The following is an 18,083-nucleotide window of genomic DNA, read 5'->3' on the forward strand; positions in this document are numbered from 1 at the left end:
AAGGGTCATATCAGCCACGCTTACAAGCGTTGAATACGTCCGGCAGGTTTAGCTTGGCCGGCCGGCTTGCCGGACGTGTCCCGTTCAACGAGATAGTGTTCAAGCGCATCGACATCAAGAATGCCGGTCTCCTGTACGTGGCGGGCGTGCTTGAGGATCTCAAGTCCATCCCCTCCCTGGGCCATGAAGTTGTTCACTGTAATGCGGTAATCCTGGTCGAGCCGGATCGGCTGTCCATTCAGCTTCATGCTTCCGGAAACCACTTTCTGGCCCGGTTTGCCTGCCGGATTCCAGCGGTAGCTGAAGCCTTCCGAAACCTGCATCAGACTGGCGCTGTCGTCACTGCTCCATTGCTCCTCCATGAGCTGATAGAGCTGGGCACCGCTCAAGGTCAGCAAGGTCAGGGTATTGCCGAATGGCTGATTGGCGGCCAGTTGGGCGTAGGTCAGCCTGGATTGGCCAGGCTCCAGAGCCAGATTGCTGCGGATGCCGCCTGCGTTCATGAGGGCAATCTGGGCGCCCAGCTTGCGTGTCGCCTGAAGTTGGGCGTCGGCAATGAGATCGCCTAGCGTCGATTCGCCATTCGCATCGGTCATGCGAGTGATCTGGGGGACAGCAATACGTGCGATAGGCCGCTGAAGCACATGCTGGCTACGCTTTTCAACGTCCTGACGCAGCGCGGCGAGCGCAGGATCGGGAGTGTAGCGATGGGCGTCTACGGTCAGGTTTTCGCTGCTGGCCGAGATGATGTCGTGGGTCTTGGGGTCAATGCCGAGCCGTACATGGCTAACGAACTGCCCGTAGGAGCCGCCCTGAAAGACAAGGCGATTGTCCACGTGACAGGTATAAGACTGATGCGTGTGGGCACTGGCAACGACATCGACTGCCGGATCAAGGCGCTTGGTAATCTCGACGATAGGGCCGCGCAGGCGGGTGCAGTCTGGCGCATTGTAGGATTCATTCGTGCCTCCGCCCTGGTGAATGACTGCGACGATGGCCTCTACACCCTGGGCCTTGAGGGCAGGGATCTGGGCGTTGATGGCATCGGCTTCGTCCTGAACGCTCAGTCCGTTCATGCCAGCCGGCGAGACGATCCGGGCTACGTCTTTCAGCACGGCACCCACGAATGCGATTTTTTGTCCGTGGGCTTCCAGGATCTGGTAGGCCGGAAACACGGGTTTACCCGTCTGGTTATCGATCAGGTTTGCAGCCAGGTAGGTAAAGTGCGCCCCCTGGTAGTTTTTGTGCAGCTGGCAGGCTTTCTGGGGCCGGTTGGAAGCGCAGCCGCCATTGATGACCCGCAGCAGTTCATCCTTTCCGTTGTCCAGCTCATGATTACCGACCGCCGAAAGTTGCAGCCCCAATAGGTTCATGGCTTCGATGGTAGGCTCGTCCGCCCAGAGCGATGAGATGGGTGGGCTGCCACCGATGAGGTCACCGCTGGCAATGACCAGTAGCTCTGGATCCTGTTGACGCAGATAGTTGATAACGCCACCCAGCACCTCTATACCACCCGCTTCGATTGTGCGTTTGCCGTCGGGTGCGGTGGAGTCAGGGTAGGTCAGTCTGGCGGGTTGCAGGTAGCCGTGAAAGTCATTGAATACGGCCAGGTTGATCTCTAACGGTTGGGTCGGGGCCGAAGAGCAGGCCGTCAGCAGGAGGGACAAGGCCACAGGGCCCAGGGCAGCATAAGAGCGAACAGGCATCATCTAGCGCTTCCAGGTGCAGAGGGATATGCATGCCAGAGAGGCATACCAAGCGGATCGCTTCATCCTTTAAGCAATAGCATGCTTTCAACGAAACGGTAGGCGCAGTATGAAGCGGAGAGATGACAGAACAGCGTAAGAAGCCGGCTGGGCCGTTAGACAGCCCAGCCGTGATCGATCAGAGCACGGGCGAGCCGCCAGTGACAGGCACCATGGCACCGGAGACGTAGCTGGATTCATCCGAGGCCAGCATTACATAGACTGGCGCCAGTTCGACAGGCTGGCCAGGACGACCCAGCGGCGCCATCTTGCCGAAGCTTTCCACCTGTTCGGCTGGCATGGTGCAGGGGATCAGCGGCGTCCAGATCGGTCCGGGTGCCACGCTGTTTGCGCGAATACCTTTTTCGGCCAGAAGTTGCGCCAGACCTGCCGTGAAGTTGGCGATTGCTCCTTTGGTGGCGGAGTAAGCCAGCAATGAAGGCGGCGCGATGTCCGCATTGATCGAGGAGGTATTGATGATGGAGCCGCCCTTGGGCATGTGCTTCACAGCCGCCTGGGTAATGCGGAACATGGCGGTGATGTTCACATCGAACGTGTGCACCCACTCTTCATCCGGAATTTCTTCCAGCGACTGGCGGGTCATCTGGAATGCGGCGTTGTTGACCAGCACATCGATACGGCCAAACGCTTCAACGGTTTTCTGCACGACGGCCAGGCAGTTTTCGCGCTGGCTCAAGTCACCTGGAATCAGGATTGCCTTGCGGCCTGCTTCGGTAACGAGCCGTGCCGTTTCACGGGCGTCTTCGTCTTCGCTCAGGTAGGAGATGGCAACGTCCGCACCTTCGCGAGCAAAGGCCAGGGCCACCGCGCGGCCGATACCGCTGTCACCGCCGGTAATGAGTGCGGCCTTGCCTTTCAGGCGGCCGGAGCCTTTGTAGCTCTGTTCGCCAAAGTCCGGACGCGGATTCATCTGGCTTTCATAGCCCGGATAGGGTTGGGTTTCGGCTGGCATGGGGGGGGTTGGATAGTCGGACATAAAGACCTCCTTTCAAGTGGTTAGAAAAGCGGATTAATGCGTGGCGCCCAGCACTGCAAAGGCTTGATCACCGTAGCCTGCAGCGCGCAAGGGCGTCCGAATGTCTTGTTCAAGGTCAGGCACGTAGCCGAACAGGACGTCAGCCGGTCCGGCCAACTGAATTTCTCCTAGCGTGGCAGGCAGCAGAAGGGTTTCGGCAGCGCCCAGGACGCCAGACCAGCTACCGGCCTGAATGCGGATGGGTGTGCCGACGTTGCTAAGCAGTGTGGCCTTGTTGAAACGGTAGGTAAGGGGCTTGGCGCCCGCACCGGCTACACGCCAGCGCTCCAAGGCAAAGTAGGGGCTAGCAGTACAGATTAAGCGATCAATGTCATCGCCTTGGGGCAGCCGGAAGCCGGGTGTGAATTCGGGTTGGGGTTCGAGATAGCACTCTTCGAGCAGTTGATCGATACCGGCAATCCAGTCCTGATGGCTGAGCGGCGAGCCGTCGGACATCTGCCAGGGCATTGCCTGTTGCTGGATATCCGAAGTCTGCTCGATCTCATAGATCAGCGTACCGGGGCCAAAGCTGTGCAGTGTGCCTCCAGGCACATAGATGGTTTCGCCTGCACGGACCGGCAGACGGCGCATGACGGCGTCGTAATCCTGGGCAATCAGGGCGCTGCGCAAGGTATCGTGATTAATCCCCGGCTTGATTCCGACCAGTGCGGTGGCACCGGGCTCGGCCCAAAGGATATGCCAGGCTTCGGTCTTGCCGTTGGGCTGGCATTCGAGACGGCGAGCGGTTTCGTCATCAGCATGCAAATGCACCGGCAACATGCCGCAGCCATCGATAAACTTGCTGAGCAGGGGGAAATAGGGACCATCAAACCCCGGGCCCACCAGCTCGGTGGGATAACGCTTCACCAGATCACGAAGCGATTGACCGGCAAGCGAGCCCTCGGTGACATTTGCAATGCTGCCTTCGACATCGCTGACTTCCCATGTCTCGGCAATACGGCCAGCAGGTAGCCCGCGGCGACCCAGTATTTCAGCAATGGCGTGACCGCCAAACATGTGGCTACGGATAGGGGTAGATAGCCGAAGAGGGTACCAGTCCATGTGTGCTCCTTAGTACAGATGAGGAACAGGCAGGCAAAACAATCCCGTGCGCTCACAAGGGCGCATGAGTCATTAAGAGCATGTAGATGTTTGGGTCTGGCCATGGTCGGCCGGTTTGTAGCCGACCATGGCGCAGCAGGTCTTACAGAATCGGCTTGCCGCCAGTGACCGCAACGCGAGCGCCAGACACATAGCTGGCTTCGTCAGAGGCCAGCATGACATATACAGGCGCAAGCTCGGCCGGTTGACCTGCTCGTCCCAGCGGAACCTGGCTACCGAACTGCGAGGCCTGTTCAGGCGGCATGGTGGACGGAATCAGCGGTGTCCAGATCGGGCCTGGAGCTACGCTGTTCGCACGGATGCCTTTTTCGGCCAGGAGCTGAGCCAGACCTGCCGTGAAGTTGGCAATCGCCCCCTTCGTGGTGGCATAGGGCAGCAGAGTGGCCTTGGGCATGTCCGAATTCACAGAGGTGGTGTTGATGATCGAACCACCTTTGCCCATGTGTTTGACGGCTGCCTGGGTGATACGAAACATGGCCGTGATGTTCGTATCGAACGTGTACACCCATTCTTCGTCCGGAATCTCTTCCAGGGAGTCATGGGACATCTGGAATGCGGCGTTATTGACGAGTACATCAATGCGGCCGAATTCAGACACGGTCTTCTGAACGATATCCAGGCATTGCTGGCGCTTGCTGATATCGCCTGGCAGTAGCAGAACCTTGCGTCCGGCTTCTTTCACGTAGCGCGCAGTATCCTCGGCATCTTCATGTTCGTTCAGGTAGGAAATGGCAACATCGGCACCTTCCCGAGCGAAGGCTATGGCCACTGCACGACCGATGCCGCTGTCTCCCCCGGTGATGAGCGCAACCTTACCAGCCAGACGACCAGATCCCTTGTAGCTCTGCTCGCCACAGTCCGGAACGGGTGTCATTTTGGATTGAAGTGCTGGCGGCTCTTGGGGTTGTTCGGGGAAAGGCGGGCGTGGGTAATCGGTCATGATGAATTCCTCCAAACGTGTTAGGGCGATGTAAAAATGCGACATGCCATACGTTGAGCGGGTTCACCAAAAGAGATGAATGGTGCTGAAACGATAAAACGAGGCCATACGCCTCGCTTTATCGACTGAAGTGATCTACTTGGGCGCGTTGGCGTGCCAGCGAGGCGCTACGGTGGGCGTCCATTGTTCAAGCGCATTGAGCAGTTCATCCGGCGACTGGCTGACCTGAAGCATCTCGCGATGAGGGCCAGCCACAAAGCCCTGACTCACTGCATGATCCAGGAACTGTGCAAGGGGCGCGTAGAAGTTATTTACTTCCAGAAGGCCCAGCGGCTTGGCGTGATAGCCGAGCTGACCCCAGGTCCAGACTTCGAAGAGTTCTTCCAGCGTACCTAGTCCACCGGGCAAGGCAACAAAGGCATCCGCCAGTTCAGACATACGTGCTTTGCGTGCATGCATGCCATCGACTACTTCAAGACGGGTCAGTCCCTTGTGGCCGACTTCGGCATCCTGGAGGCTTTTGGGGATGATGCCTATCACCTCGCCTCCGGCTGCGAGGGTCGCGTCGGCTACGATGCCCATCAGGCCCACGGCACCGCCACCATAGACGAGCGTAAGACCGCGCTTGGCCAGGGCGCGACCCAAGGCTTCGGCAGCTTCACGGTAGATTGGGTCGGCGCCTGTCTTGGCGCCACAAAATACACAAACGGCTTTCAACGACATTGCTGATCCTTGGCTGGTAGGAGGCGTAAGCGTAATCCTCACGCCAAGGTTAACCAAGCCTTGTCATGATCAGTGCCGTAGTGCATGCGGGGAGAGGTGGCCATGAAGCAATCGGCTGATCGCAGGTGCGCGCGTGCCGATTACTTCAGGCTGGAGGGAGCATCAGGCAGAGACCTGTTCAGGACAGGTGCCGCTGGCACCCAGAGCGTAGGCGATGAAAAGCTGGTTGATGTAGTCCGGGAATTTCATGGTGGGTACTCCTCAAGACGGCAAGTGACAGGGGCATCCTCTCAATATCAGGCTGGCCTTGCCGCTCAAAAGTTTCGATGGCAGCCATAGCCGTTTCGTTGCAAACCATGTTCCAGACGTTTTAGCGATTGGAACTCGCTTTCAAACATGCCAGTCTTCACTTAGTGAACACATGCGTTAGGAGATTTCATGAAACGTTCGCTTTTCGCTGTCTCTCTGCTTGCTCTGGCCAGCTCATCCGTATGGGCAGCCGACCAGTGCTCGGTCGATATTCAGGGAACTGATCAGATGACCTTCAGCACGGACAAGATCAAGGTCAATGAGGACTGCAAGCAATTCACGGTCAACCTGATCCATCCCGGCACGCTTCCCAAGAATGTGATGGGGCATAACTGGGTCTTGACCACAAAGGATGATGTCCAGGGCGTCGCCACTGACGGTATCGCGGCCGGTATGGACAAGGATTACCTCAAGGAAAACGATTCCCGCGTGATCGCCCATACCAAGGTGATTGGGGGTGGCGAAAAGACGTCCGTGACGTTTGATACCTCCAAATTGAAGAAGGGAGAGGACTATGAATATTTCTGCTCCTTCCCCGGTCATGCGGCCATCATGAAGGGCACGCTCACGATCGACGACTGAATGTCGAAAGACCGATAGAAAGCCCGGCATTGACCGGGCTTTTGCATTTCAGGCTAACGGGGCTTCAAACCCTCCAGAATCAGTGCCTGTATACTGCTCAGCACCTCTTCGAAAAACACAGGGTCATCGAGGGTCTTGCCCAGGATGGCCTGAACCTGGACACGAAAATCGGCGTAGTGCTGGGTGGTTGCCCAGAGCGTAAAGATCAGGTGATGCGGGTCGACCGGAGCCAGTTGACCGGCGTCGATCCAGGCGCGGATTACTGCAGCTTTAGCCTCGACCGTCTCCCGCAGGGGCACTTCCAGTTCGCTCAGGAGCAGCGGCGCGCCTTGCAGGATTTCCATGCAGAACAGGCGGGATTCGGCTGGGTAGTCACGAGAGATTTCCAGCTTGTGCCTGATGTAGCCCTTGATGGCGTCGATCGGGTCCTGCTCTGTGCTAAAGGTCTTCAAGGGGGCCAGCCAGATCACCAACAGCTGGCGTAGCACGTTGAGGTAGAGGTCTTCCTTGCTGCCAAAGTAGTACAGCAGGTTGGTCTTGGAAACCTCTGCCTGGGCGGCTATCTGGTCAAGACTGGTGCCATGCAGGCCGTACCGGGAAAACAAGTCCAGCGCTGCCTCAAGGATGATGCCGCGCTTTTCCTCGATCTGCCGTCGGCGGCGCTCCAATGTCGCAGCACTGGGCTTGCGAGTGGGCTTGCTGGGTGTGGATGAACGGTCCTGACTCACAACGACTCCTGCCTCTACAGCACGAACTGCACTTTACCGCGAGCGGCCTTGAGTGAGTACCGTCAGTCGAATTTCATGCTCGCCAGAGTAGCAGGTCGCCTGCGGCTTTCGCCCCATCATCGTGCGGGCTGCACAAACCAGGTGCTTTTGTTTGGACCAAATGGTCCACGCTAAGAAGCAGGTTTTGACCTAACTCCTTGTTTGCCCAGCAGAAACCTAAAGCTGGCAGAGTTTGTGCTCTGTCCTTGGTATTCCTGGCTTGCGGTACGGGCGGGAAATCACTTCGACCCACGAGCGAATCCGAGGCTGAGCATGACTCTAGACATTGGCGTATTCATCCCGATCGGCAACAACGGCTGGCTCCTCTCCGAGAACGCACCGCAGTACAAACCCACATTCGAGCTGAATAAGAACATTGTGCAACGCGCCGAGCACTATGGCTTCGACTTTGCCCTGTCGATGATCAAGTTGCGTGGTTTTGGTGGCAAGACCGAGTTCTGGGATCATAACCTGGAATCCTTCACCCTGATGGCAGGCCTTGCCGCCGTTACCTCCCGCATCAAGCTGTTTGCTACTGCCGCTACATTGACCCTGCCGCCTGCCATCGTGGCGCGGATGGCCTCTACCATTGACTCTATTTCCGGTGGCCGCTTCGGCGTGAACCTTGTGACCGGTTGGCAAAAGCCTGAATACAGCCAGATGGGCCTCTGGCCGGGCGATGAGTTTTTTGCTACCCGCTACAACTACCTGGGTGAGTACGCCCAGATCCTGCGAGACTTGTGGGGAACCGGTCGCTCCGACTTCAAGGGCGAACATTTCCAGATGGAAGACTGCCGTGTCAGCCCGCAACCGCAAGCTGATATGCAGATCGTGTGCGCTGGCTCCAGCGACGCCGGCATGGCGTTCTCGGCACGGTACGCCGATTACAATTTTGTCTTTGGCAAAGGTGTGAACACGCCCAAGGCTTTTGCGCCGACCTCCGAGCGTCTTATGGCCGCCACCGCCAAGACAGGCCGCGACGTAAGCTCCATCGTGCTGTTCATGGTGATTGCCGGCGAAACCGATGAAGCGGCACGTGCCAAGTGGGAACACTACAAGGCCGGCGCCGACGAAGAGGCCATCAAATGGCTGGGAACTCAGGCAGCAGCAGATACCAAGTCAGGCGGCGATACAAATGTACGACAGATGTCGGACCCGACGTCCGCGGTCAACATCAACATGGGTACGCTGGTGGGCTCCTACGCCAATGTGGCCCGCATGCTGGATGAAATCGCCGAGGTGCCTGGGGCCAGTGGTGTGTTGCTGACCTTTGACGACTTCATGCAGGGCGTCACCGAATTTGGTGAAAAAATCCAGCCCTTGATGCAAAGCCGCCGCCATGTCACTCGGCTGCAGGAGAGTGCCTGATGAACACGCTTGAATCCGTGGCAGGGTATGCCGTGCCGACAGGCAGCCAGGACGTGGTCACGCTACCTGCACGCCCTGAGCCCCTGCGACTGAAGGCCAGCGAGACGGCAGTCATAGTCGTCGATATGCAGAACGCCTATGCAAGCAAGGGTGGCTATCTGGACCTTGCCGGCTTTGATGTAGACGCAACCGGCCCGGTAATCGAAAACATTGCCGGGGTGGTGGAAACCGCGCGTGCGACCGGTATCCAGGTTGTCTGGTTTCAGAATGGCTGGGACCCGGCCTATCAGGAAGCCGGTGGCCCCGGATCGCCCAACTGGCATAAGTCCAATGCGCTCAAGACCATGCGCCGCCAGCCTGAACTGCAGGGCCGACTCCTGGCACGGGGCGGTTGGGATTATGCGCTGGTGGATCAGCTTCAGCCGCGGGAGGGGGATCTGGTCGTACCCAAAACCCGCTACAGCGGTTTCTACAATACGCCTCTCGATAGCCTCCTGCGTGCCCGCGGCATTCGTAACCTCGTGTTCGTAGGGATCGCCACCAACGTCTGCGTGGAGTCCACGCTACGAGACGGGTTCTTTCTCGAATACTTTGGCGTCTGCCTGGGCGATGCCTGCCATCAGGCCGGGCCGCGCTCGGCGCACGAGGCGGCGTTATTCAATATCGAGACGTTTTTTGGCTGGGTTTCAACCGTTGCCGATTTCCACGCCACCTTCAAAAAGGACTGACCATGCCCAAGCACGGCGTGATTCCCTCCGGAACCGGAAAGCCCCTTGCGCCCTTTGTTCCAGGCTCACTGGCTGATGGAGTTCTGTATGTTTCCGGCACCCTGCCATTCGACAAGGACAACAACGTCGTACACGTAGGCGATGCCGCTGCACAGGCGCGGCATGTGCTGGAAACCATCAAGAGGGTCGTGGAGGAGGCCGGCGGAACGATGGATGACGTGACTTTCAACATGATCATGATCACCGACTGGGCGAACTACGGGGCGATCAACGCGGTGTACGCCGAGTATTTTCCAGGCGAGAAGCCCGCGCGTTATTGCATCCAATGCGGCCTGGTAAAGCCGGATGCGTTGATCGAGATCGCCAGTATTGCCCATGTGGGAACGTAAGTGAGCAAGTGAAGTAGTGGGTATCGCTTCGCTCAACCCATCTTATGAGTCTGTAGGTTGGGTCGAGCCGTCAGGCGATACCTGCTACCAGGGGGATTTCCCGTCACGCACCTCATGAAACAACCCATGCGCGTTATCCAACGGTATACAGGGGAGCCTTGCATGCACTACGAGATCCATGGCCGGCAGGATGCCGAGGCCGATACCATCGTACTGTCATCCGGTCTTGGCGGTGCGGGGGCATTCTGGGCACCACAGCTCGCGGCGTTGGGCGAGCACTTCCGCGTGGTGACTTACGACCAGACCGGCACAGGCAAGAGCCCGGCGGTTATCCCTGAGGGCTATACCATCGAGGCCATGGCGCAGGATGTACTGGATATGGTCGATGCGCTGGGTATCACGCGTTGCCATTTCATGGGGCACGCCCTGGGCGGTCTTGTAGGGCTTCAGATCGCCCTGATGCGGCCTGAACTCTTGATCAGCCAGATTCTGGTCAACGCCTGGAGCAAGCCTAATCCGCACAGCGCCCGCTGTTTTGCTGTACGACTCGCGCTGTTGAACGATACAGGCCCGGCCGCCTACGTACAGGCCCAGCCCCTGTTTTTGTATCCCGCCGACTGGATGCTGCAAAACACCAAACGCCTCGAGGCCGACGAAGCCCATGCCCTGGCGCATTTTCCCGATAGCGAGAATGTGCGCCGACGTATCGCCGCATTGCAGGCATTCGATGTGGATACCCAGCTGGCGCAGATCAGAACACCCACCCTGATCGTCGCCAACCAGGACGATCTGCTAGTGCCGTGGGTGTGTTCCGAGCATCTGGCCAAACACCTGCCCGATGCGCAGTTCGAGCTGCTCAGCTACGGCGGGCATGCCTCCAGCGTGACGGACCCCGATACCTTTAACGCTTTAATGCTCGACTACCTGACCTGAATCCGATGACAGGAGCGTCGCTCCTGCAGTGAGGCTATGCCATGTCACTTGCCAACCTGAATATCGTTTCGCCCGTACAACCTCTTCGTGTACCCAAGCAGGACTATCGCGATGCCATGGCCCGGCTGGGCGCGGCGGTCAATATCGTGACGACTGATGGTCCCCAAGGCCGTGCCGGCTTCACAGCAACAGCCGTGTGCAGCGTGACCGACGAGCCGCCTACCTTGCTGGTCTGCCTGAACCGTTCGGCCTCGGTCTATCCGATTTTCAAGGCCAACGGCACTTTGTGCGTGAATACCTTGAGCAGTGAGCACAAGGCACTCTCCAATCTGTTTGGCGGTAAAACCGATGTGGAGGAGCGGTTTGCCGCGGCGTGCTGGAATACCCTGATTACCGGCTCGCCAGCGCTGGAAGGAGCGGTAGTCTCATTTGATTGTCGAATCGTTTCGATCAATACCGTAGGCACTCACGACGTACTCCTGTGCGAAGTGGTCGCTATCGAGCGCCAGGACGATGTAGATGGGCTGGTCTACTTCAACCGGAGTTATCAGGACCTGCTGACATCCGCTCCCTGCGGATAACTATGGTAGGGATGTGCTGAGCCGCTTATTCCTCGTAGAGTATGGGCTGACACATGGGTCGATTAGGCTGTGTCGGTTCGTACAAGAAAGGGTCGAGGATAAGAGTCCATGAGAGGTATCGTTTCTGTGCTGCAGTGCTGTGGCGCGGCACTGTTGCTGGCTGCCGGTTCGGCCATGGCAGAGCCGGAGCTGCTGCAGGGCACTGTCGGGCAGGCCAAGGTGCTGGTTGAACTGGATCTGGCTAAACCCGACGAGGTGACCGGGCGCTATTTCTACCAGAAGTACCACACCGATATTGCGCTCGACGGAGCGTTGGACAAGCAGCGTACCCTGCGTCTGAGTGAGAATCGTCCTTTTTTCAGCACGAAAAGCGTGCCCATGCAGTGGACGCTCAAACAGGGCGCCAATGGTCGCTGGACCGGCCGCTGGGCCAGCAAAGGCAAGACGCTCGATATCAGTCTTTCTCCTGTAGCGCTGCCGCCAGCACGTCCTGATGATTTACCCGCCCTGGACGAGCTGCGGCGTACATCACCCTATGAGTATCTGCGCCTGAAAGGGCTGAGCCTGAAGAAAGACAGGCAAGACACCTTTATGGGATATGGCTTGCAGTGGTGGGTGGAGCCTGTTTCCCGCATTCGCCTATTCCAGCTGGTTTCATCCCCTACGGCGATGGATCTGAGCGCTGCCAACAGGACGTTGCAGAATCGGCAGTGGCAGGAGGTGAACAGCTACTTTGGGTGTCTGTCCGGGGCACGTGATCGTGAGACAGAGTTCGATCAGACGGTCAAACCGGTATTTATCAATGACTCTGTACTGAGCGTCAGCCTGTTCACCAGCTACGACTGCGGCGGTGCGCATCCAGACTTTGGTGATGCGCCGCTCAACATGGAGTTGGCCACCGGCAAGATTCTAGAGTTGGAAGATGTGTTCTGGCTGGGTAAGGGGCCGTACATCCATTACGAGCGGGGCATGGATAATCTGGAGGCGTACTCCAACTACCGCGAGCAGTTGTTTGCCCCGTGGGTGGTTGACCAGTTCAAGCGTCTGTATCCCGAGTTGATGAACGACGACCCAAACGAATGCAATTACCAGGACCCTTCTGTCTGGCAGTTTTCGGTGTGGTATTTCGAGCCTCGTGGAATTTACCTGGGGCCTACTTTTGCCCGGGCCGCCAGAAGCTGCGATGAGCCAGGCGATACGGTGATTCCCTACAAGACCGTCAAGGCGCATCCGGGGCCGGTCAAGGTCACGCTGCCGGAGTAATCGGATCAGACTAGAGGCAGCCGGAGCGGCCTCTAGTCTACTCACTCAATGAGCCTGTGAAGGTGCGCCCACGGTACGAACAGGGGCAGACAGTTTGAGCAGAAGCACCGTAGCCGCCGCCAATACAAACACCACGGCGTAGCCCTGATACAGCTGAGCCGGACCCCACTGCAGGTCAATCAGCCCACCGGCCACCAGTGGCGAGAGAATAGCCCCGAAGCGGCCAATGCCAATACCCCAGCCCATACCCGTTGCGCGTACCGAGGCGTCATATGCCATGGAGGCCAAGGCATACAACCCGGCAATGCAGCCGTTACTGAAGAGGCCAATGAGCAGACCCAGGGCAAAGGCCGTGGTCAGTGAGGAGGTGGAGGAAACGAACAGGCTGAGCAGCACGGCTGTGCAGGCCATGAAAACGGCCAGCAGGTGGCTGATCTTAAAGCGTGCAGCGAGCATACCGATCAAGGCTGCACCAAAGATGCCGCCAATGCTCAGCAATACTCCACCCGTCACGCCCTGCTGTGCGGAAAGACCGGCTGACACCAGCAGCTTGGGCGTCCAGCTCATGATGAAGTAGAAACCGAACATTGTCAGGAAGAATGAGCCCCAGATCAGCAGGGTGGTGCGTAGCAGCGCGGGTGAAAATAGCTGCTTGAAGCTGCTGCCCTTGTGCGCTTCGCGCAGGGGCTGCGGAGGCAGCTCGGTAAGCGGTGCATAGCCCAGTTTTTGGGCCAGACGATTGACCCGCACCAGGGCATTGTCCGGGCGCTTGGCCAGCAGAAAATCCAACGATTCGGGCAGACGCCACAGTACGAAGGGAATGATAGCGAACGTCACCAGGCCACCAAAGACGAAGACCGAGCGCCAGCCCCAGGCAGACAGCAATGCCACGGCAATAAGCCCGCCAATGGTGGCCCCGAGGGCATAGCCGGTGGATTGCAGGGTCACTGCAAGCCCACGCCACCGCTTGGATGAGTACTCGCTGGCAATCACATTACTGCTGGCCAGGATGCCACCAATGCCAAGCCCAGTGATGGCCCGCAATACAGCCAGCTGAGTAGCTGACTGACTGAATGCAGACAGCAACATACCAAGGCCTGCAACGGTTACGCACGCCAGAATGAGCGGGCGACGGCCAAAGCGATCCGCCCAGGGAGCAATAAATAGCGAGCCCGCAGCCATGCCAAACAGTCCCGCGCTGAGCAGTACGCCCAGCTGAGCGCCAGAGAGCTTCCATTCAGCGGAAACGGACGCGGCGGTAAAGGCCATGACCAGCACGTCGAAGCCGTCGATCATGTTTAACGCGATACAAATGATAATGGCGGTCCATTGAAAGCCGTTCATGCGGCCTTCATCGACAGCCCGGCGAAGGTCGTTATGCATGGCCCGCCTCCCGAATAGTGGTGGCGCGCAAGTGACGTGCATAACAGAGCAGAGGTAGCGGTGTCATGAGCATGGGGGGCCTCTTGTTATTGTTGTAGTGCTGGAAGTCTGCTCGAAGCGTTCAAGCCTTGATCGCGATATTCGAGGCAGACCGGATGCAGTACTTATACGACACCGCGGCCCTCTCGACGTAGAAGAGTGGCCGCTTAACGAACAGCTTTTGATGGCGATCTGATGACCTGACGGGCTTCCATCAGGCCTATCAGATATCCAGGATCAGCACAGCGCTCTTGGCACGTGAGCAACAGGGCGTGAATTGATCGTTCGCAGCCTGTTCATCCTCTGTCATGAACATGTCCCGGTGTTCTGGCGTACCGTCCAGCACGCGGGTCAGACAGGTGCCGCAGATACCTTGCTCACAGGACATCGGAATGTCGAACCCCGCCTCCAGCAGAACGTCGAGTGCGGTACGTTCAGCGGGAACATGCAGGGTCTGTCCGGTGCTGGCAATCCTGAGGTCGAAGCTGCCATCGTTGGAGGTGTCGGTGGGTGCTGCCGCAAAATATTCACGATGCAGTTGCTCCTCCGGCCAACCGTTGGCTTTGGCTGTGCTGAGAACGTACTCCATGAAGCCTGTCGGGCCGCACACGTACACGTGTACATCCGGCTCCGGCTGGCCCAGCACTTGAGTGGCGTCCAGCTTCTGCTGCGCGGGGCCATCGTCATGGTGAAAATGTACCTGACCGGCAAACGGTGAGGTGCTGATTCGCTCGACGAATGCCGTGCGATCGGCGGAGCGGGTGCAGTAATGCATCTCGAAGTCTGCGGCCATATTCGACAGACGCTCGGCCATGCACAGAATGGGCGTCACGCCGATACCGCCAGCAAACAGCAGGCTGCGTTTGGCGCCATGTGCCAGGGGAAACAGATTGCGCGGCTCGCTGATAGTGAGGTGTGTACCTTCCTTGAGCTGATGAACACCGAGCGAGCCGCCACGGGAGGCGGGGTCCTTGAGAACGGCAATCTGATAGCGATGGCGCTCGCTTGGCGGGTTGCAGAGCGAATATTGCCGAACGATGCCATCCGGCAAGTGCACATCGATATGCGAGCCGGCACTGAATTCCGGCAAGGGTGAGCCATCGACACTGGCCAGCTCGAGGCTGCAGATGTCCGTGGCTTCGGTTTTCTTCGAAACGATCAGAACGTCGATCACGATAAAGTCCTCGGCTGAGTGGCCTGCCATGCAAGCCACCTCAATAGCAGGCGCCTCTGTACGAAGGAGGCGCCAGGGGCATCAGGCGGTAGCAATCATGCCCAGCGGGGCAGCTGCGCTACGCTCGCTTTCGATGAGGCGATCCAGAATCCGGCGCGACTGTACGCCGCCCGCGTCGATGTTCAGCTTCAGCAGTTGCCGTTCGGGATAGGCCAGCAGGTTCTGTTGCTGACGTTCCAGCATTTCCAGGTCTTCGGAGAAGATCTTGCCCTGGCCTTCACGGATGGTCGCCGTCAGCGCCTCGTCTTCAGGTCTGAAATTGCGCGCCATGCCCCAGAAGTACCAGATAGAGGTCTCGGTCTCCGGTGTAATGAAATCGACCACAATGCTGGAGGCCTTGTATTTGGGATCGGCCTCGTAACCGCCATGCCCGGCATGGGCCACACCCACTTCAATCAGGACATGGCTTGGTGGCGTGAAGCGGCAGATCTGCCAGCGATCCACGGGGACGTCATCCGCCAGGTTGTTGCCACGCAAGGCCATGCGCCAGAAGGGCGGGGCCATGATGTTTTCCATATGGCGGCTGGTGATGACGGTATCGCCTTCCACTTTCGTGATGGGTGCGGCTTCGTCGATCTCCTTCTGCCCGATGCTGCTGGCATGGACATAGGTCTCATGGGTCAGGTCCATGAGGTTGTCGATCATCAGGCGATAGTCACAGTTGATGTGATACAGGCCGCCGCCATATGCCCACTCGGGGTTGTCGGCCCATTCCAGATGATGAATCAGGGCAGGATCGGCTTTTCCGGCCTCGCCGGTCCAGACCCAGATGAAGCCGTAGCGCTCTTCGACCGGATACTGACGGATACAGGGGAAACCACGAACGCGCTGGCCCGGCATGGCAACGGTCTTGCCATCGCAGCCCATCTCCAGGCCGTGATAGCCGCATACAAGGACACCGTCACGTACAAAGCCCAGCGAGAGCGGGGCGCCACGGTGAGGGCAGAAATCCTCCAGGGCCGCGACCTTGCCTTCCGGACCACGGTAGAAAACGATCTTTTCACCACAAATCTGACGACCGAGCGGTTTATCGGCGATCTCGTCAGGCGTACAGGCTACATACCACGTATTTTTCGGGAACATGGTGGGCTCCTCGCAGGGCTGTTTTGTTTTTATTGGATCCAATACTTCGCGCTATACAGATCCTGAGTCAATCTATAAGTCACTATTGGATCCATTTTTGGTGCGATTAACGGCCATTGGGTTCGACGAACGCCGGGTTGCTCCCTGACGATAGCTGCCGCAGGTGTCGTGCCCAGCCGGAAGCTGCCTGCGCTAAGATGAATTGATTACAGCGCCGAGAGGACCTCATGAGCAAGCCAGGACAACGGGTGTTGGTCACATTACGGAAAATGATCGTGTCCGGTGAATTACCGGCCGGTGAGCGGCTGGTGGAAATTCCTACCGCCGAGCGGCTGGGAGTTTCGCGCATGCCGGTGCGTATGGCCTTTCGGACGCTGGAGCAGGAAGGATTGCTGTCCAAGAACGAAGGCCGTGGTTATACCGTGCGGACGGTGACTGGCGAAGAGATTGCAGGTGCGGTGGAAGTCCGGGGTGTATTGGAGGGGCTGGCGGCGCGACAGGCGGCAGAACGCGGTTTGGATCCAACGACTCAGGAAGCCTTGCAGCAGTGCCTTGCCACGGGAGATGTCCTATTTGCCAAAGGTTATGTCACCGAGGAAGACATGGAGGTTTACCATGATTTCAACCGGCGCTTTCATCAGGTCATCATTGAGGCCAGCGGTAATCCTGCGATCAGTCATGCCTTGGCGCGTAACGATCACTTGCCGTTTGCCTCGGTCAGCTCGCTGGCAGTGGATCGCAACGACATGGCCCGAGAATATCGGCGCTTCAACTTTGCGCACATGCAGCACCATGCCATCGTCGATGCCCTGGTAAACAGACAGGGCGCGCGTGCAGAAGCTCTGATGCGCGAACATGCTAATGCGACGATGCGCTATGCCGACCTGTTTGGCTCCCCGCACACCGATCACGAGGGGCTCAAGGTCATTCGCGATATGTAACAGCACCTGTCCTATCCGCCTTGCCGCTCGCACCCTTATCAATTCCTGCCTAAGCTGAGCGGACTTTCCGAACAAGAGAGGCCTCCATGAGCAAGATTATTCTGATTACCGGCGCCAGCCGGGGTATCGGTCGTGAAGCAGCGCGACTGGCCGGTGCACGCGGCTGGCGTGTGGGTGTGAACTACACGGCTGACGAGACGGCGGCTAATGAATGTGTGGCGCTGGTAGAGCAGGCTGGTGGCGAGGCGATTGCCATTCGTGGCGATGTGTCCGTCGAGGCGGACGTTTTGGCCATGTTCGATACCATTCAGCACAAGTTCGGCGGGCTGGACGGGTTAGTCAACAACGCCGGTATTACGGGGCAGTCCCTGCAGCTCGCCGATATGCCCATCGACCGTATGCGGCGCATGTTCGAGGTGAACATCCTGGGCGCCTTCCTGTGCGCGCGTGAGGCTGCACGGCGCATGTCTACCGAGCGAGGCGGCCGGGGCGGGGTGATCGTAAATGTGTCTTCGGTTGCCTCGCGGCTGGGTTCGCCCAATGAATACATTGACTATGCCGCGTCCAAAGGTGCAATCGACACCATGACGCTAGGGCTTTCCAAAGAGCTGGGACCGCAGGGCGTGCGCGTCAACGCGGTACGTCCTGGTCTGACCCTGACCGAGATTCATGCCAGTGGCGGCGATCCTGACCGCGGTTTGCGGCTTGGTGTCACGACGCCCATGGGCCGGGCAGGTGAGCCGCAAGAGATTGCCGCCGGAATCATCTGGTTGCTGTCGGATGAGGCCTCTTATGCCAGCGGTGCGATACTCGACATTTCTGGAGGTCGCTGAGCGAGCGGTTGAACCACTGCCGTTCGTCGTTGACGTAGTAGGTACATGGCATAACGCCGTGACCTTCTGATGGCTGGCGAAACG

At 58.4% G+C, this 18,083-nt stretch carries 18 protein-coding genes; 9 read left to right on the forward strand and 9 right to left on the reverse strand.

Annotated features, from left to right (window positions below):
• Nucleotides 1-20: 20 nt before the first annotated feature.
• From PLU01S_RS04975 to PLU01S_RS04995, 5 genes are all read right to left on the reverse strand, one after another.
• A complete protein-coding gene (locus tag PLU01S_RS04975) occupies nt 21-1,709 on the reverse strand; it encodes a bifunctional metallophosphatase/5'-nucleotidase (protein ID WP_074823304.1) in 1,689 nt (562 codons plus the stop codon).
• Nucleotides 1,710-1,884: 175 nt separating this feature from the next.
• Nucleotides 1,885-2,742, reverse strand: a complete 858-nt coding sequence (locus PLU01S_RS04980; protein ID WP_010796937.1) for a glucose 1-dehydrogenase — start codon at nt 2,740-2,742, stop codon at nt 1,885-1,887.
• A gap of 33 nt (nt 2,743-2,775) precedes the next feature.
• On the reverse strand, nt 2,776-3,843 hold the full coding sequence (locus PLU01S_RS04985; protein ID WP_074823303.1) for a class I mannose-6-phosphate isomerase: 1,068 nt from the start codon (nt 3,841-3,843) through the stop codon (nt 2,776-2,778).
• 142 nt (nt 3,844-3,985) lie between these two features.
• Entirely contained in the window at nt 3,986-4,846 is an 861-nt protein-coding gene (locus tag PLU01S_RS04990) for an SDR family oxidoreductase (protein ID WP_139208720.1), read from the reverse strand.
• Nucleotides 4,847-4,978: 132 nt separating this feature from the next.
• Nucleotides 4,979-5,566, reverse strand: coding sequence for a cytokinin riboside 5'-monophosphate phosphoribohydrolase (locus PLU01S_RS04995; RefSeq protein ID WP_074823298.1), 588 nt, complete (start codon nt 5,564-5,566; stop codon nt 4,979-4,981).
• Between the two features lie 438 nt (nt 5,567-6,004).
• Here PLU01S_RS04995 and azu point away from each other — a divergent pair, with 438 nt between their 5' ends.
• The gene (gene azu, locus PLU01S_RS05000) at nt 6,005-6,457 is read left to right on the forward strand and encodes an azurin (protein WP_074823296.1); all 453 of its coding nucleotides are present in this window, start codon (nt 6,005-6,007) and stop codon (nt 6,455-6,457) included.
• A gap of 53 nt (nt 6,458-6,510) precedes the next feature.
• On the opposite strand, the gene rutR is transcribed toward azu, so the two are convergent.
• Nucleotides 6,511-7,185: an HTH-type transcriptional regulator RutR gene (rutR, locus tag PLU01S_RS05005; protein WP_074823293.1), complete on the reverse strand. Its 675-nt coding sequence runs from the start codon at nt 7,183-7,185 to the stop codon at nt 6,511-6,513.
• Nucleotides 7,186-7,497: 312 nt separating this feature from the next.
• On the opposite strand from rutR, the gene rutA reads away from it, so the two are divergent.
• The 6 genes from rutA (at nt 7,498) to PLU01S_RS05035 (ending at nt 12,486) form a co-directional block, all read left to right on the forward strand.
• Nucleotides 7,498-8,592, forward strand: a complete 1,095-nt coding sequence (gene rutA, locus PLU01S_RS05010) for a pyrimidine utilization protein A (protein ID WP_074823289.1) — start codon at nt 7,498-7,500, stop codon at nt 8,590-8,592.
• Complete coding sequence (gene rutB / locus PLU01S_RS05015) at nt 8,592-9,320, forward strand: pyrimidine utilization protein B (protein ID WP_074823287.1); 729 nt, start codon at nt 8,592-8,594, stop codon at nt 9,318-9,320. Before rutA ends, rutB begins: the two co-directional genes overlap by 1 nt.
• 2 nt (nt 9,321-9,322) lie before the next feature.
• Complete coding sequence (gene rutC / locus PLU01S_RS05020; RefSeq protein ID WP_074823284.1) at nt 9,323-9,709, forward strand: pyrimidine utilization protein C; 387 nt, start codon at nt 9,323-9,325, stop codon at nt 9,707-9,709.
• 162 nt (nt 9,710-9,871) lie between these two features.
• Entirely contained in the window at nt 9,872-10,642 is a 771-nt protein-coding gene (gene rutD, locus PLU01S_RS05025; protein WP_074823281.1) for a pyrimidine utilization protein D, read from the forward strand.
• A gap of 41 nt (nt 10,643-10,683) precedes the next feature.
• Nucleotides 10,684-11,223 carry an NADH-dependent FMN reductase RutF gene (gene rutF, locus PLU01S_RS05030; RefSeq protein WP_074823279.1) on the forward strand — a complete coding sequence of 180 codons (540 nt, stop codon included), beginning with the start codon at nt 10,684-10,686 and terminating at the stop codon, nt 11,221-11,223.
• A gap of 108 nt (nt 11,224-11,331) precedes the next feature.
• Nucleotides 11,332-12,486 carry a hypothetical protein gene (locus tag PLU01S_RS05035; protein ID WP_074823277.1) on the forward strand — a complete coding sequence of 385 codons (1,155 nt, stop codon included), beginning with the start codon at nt 11,332-11,334 and terminating at the stop codon, nt 12,484-12,486.
• 45 nt (nt 12,487-12,531) lie between these two features.
• On the opposite strand, the gene PLU01S_RS05040 is transcribed toward PLU01S_RS05035, so the two are convergent.
• The 3 genes from PLU01S_RS05040 to PLU01S_RS05050 form a co-directional block, all read right to left on the reverse strand.
• Nucleotides 12,532-13,869, reverse strand: coding sequence for an MFS transporter (locus PLU01S_RS05040; RefSeq protein ID WP_074823275.1), 1,338 nt, complete (start codon nt 13,867-13,869; stop codon nt 12,532-12,534).
• A gap of 262 nt (nt 13,870-14,131) precedes the next feature.
• A complete protein-coding gene (locus PLU01S_RS05045) occupies nt 14,132-15,082 on the reverse strand; it encodes a PDR/VanB family oxidoreductase (RefSeq protein WP_074823519.1) in 951 nt (316 codons plus the stop codon).
• 81 nt (nt 15,083-15,163) lie between these two features.
• Nucleotides 15,164-16,225: an aromatic ring-hydroxylating dioxygenase subunit alpha gene (locus PLU01S_RS05050; protein ID WP_074823274.1), complete on the reverse strand. Its 1,062-nt coding sequence runs from the start codon at nt 16,223-16,225 to the stop codon at nt 15,164-15,166.
• A gap of 227 nt (nt 16,226-16,452) precedes the next feature.
• On the opposite strand from PLU01S_RS05050, the gene PLU01S_RS05055 reads away from it, so the two are divergent.
• Together PLU01S_RS05055 and PLU01S_RS05060 are read left to right on the forward strand one after the other, a co-directional pair.
• On the forward strand, nt 16,453-17,166 hold the full coding sequence (locus PLU01S_RS05055) for a GntR family transcriptional regulator (protein WP_074823272.1): 714 nt from the start codon (nt 16,453-16,455) through the stop codon (nt 17,164-17,166).
• An 86-nt stretch (nt 17,167-17,252) separates the two neighbouring features.
• Nucleotides 17,253-17,999 carry an SDR family oxidoreductase gene (locus tag PLU01S_RS05060; protein WP_074823269.1) on the forward strand — a complete coding sequence of 249 codons (747 nt, stop codon included), beginning with the start codon at nt 17,253-17,255 and terminating at the stop codon, nt 17,997-17,999.
• The last annotated feature ends 84 nt before the right edge of the window (nt 18,000-18,083 follow it).

The organism is Pseudomonas luteola NBRC 103146 (assembly GCF_002091675.1).
Lineage (GTDB): Bacteria > Pseudomonadota > Gammaproteobacteria > Pseudomonadales > Pseudomonadaceae > Chryseomonas > Chryseomonas luteola.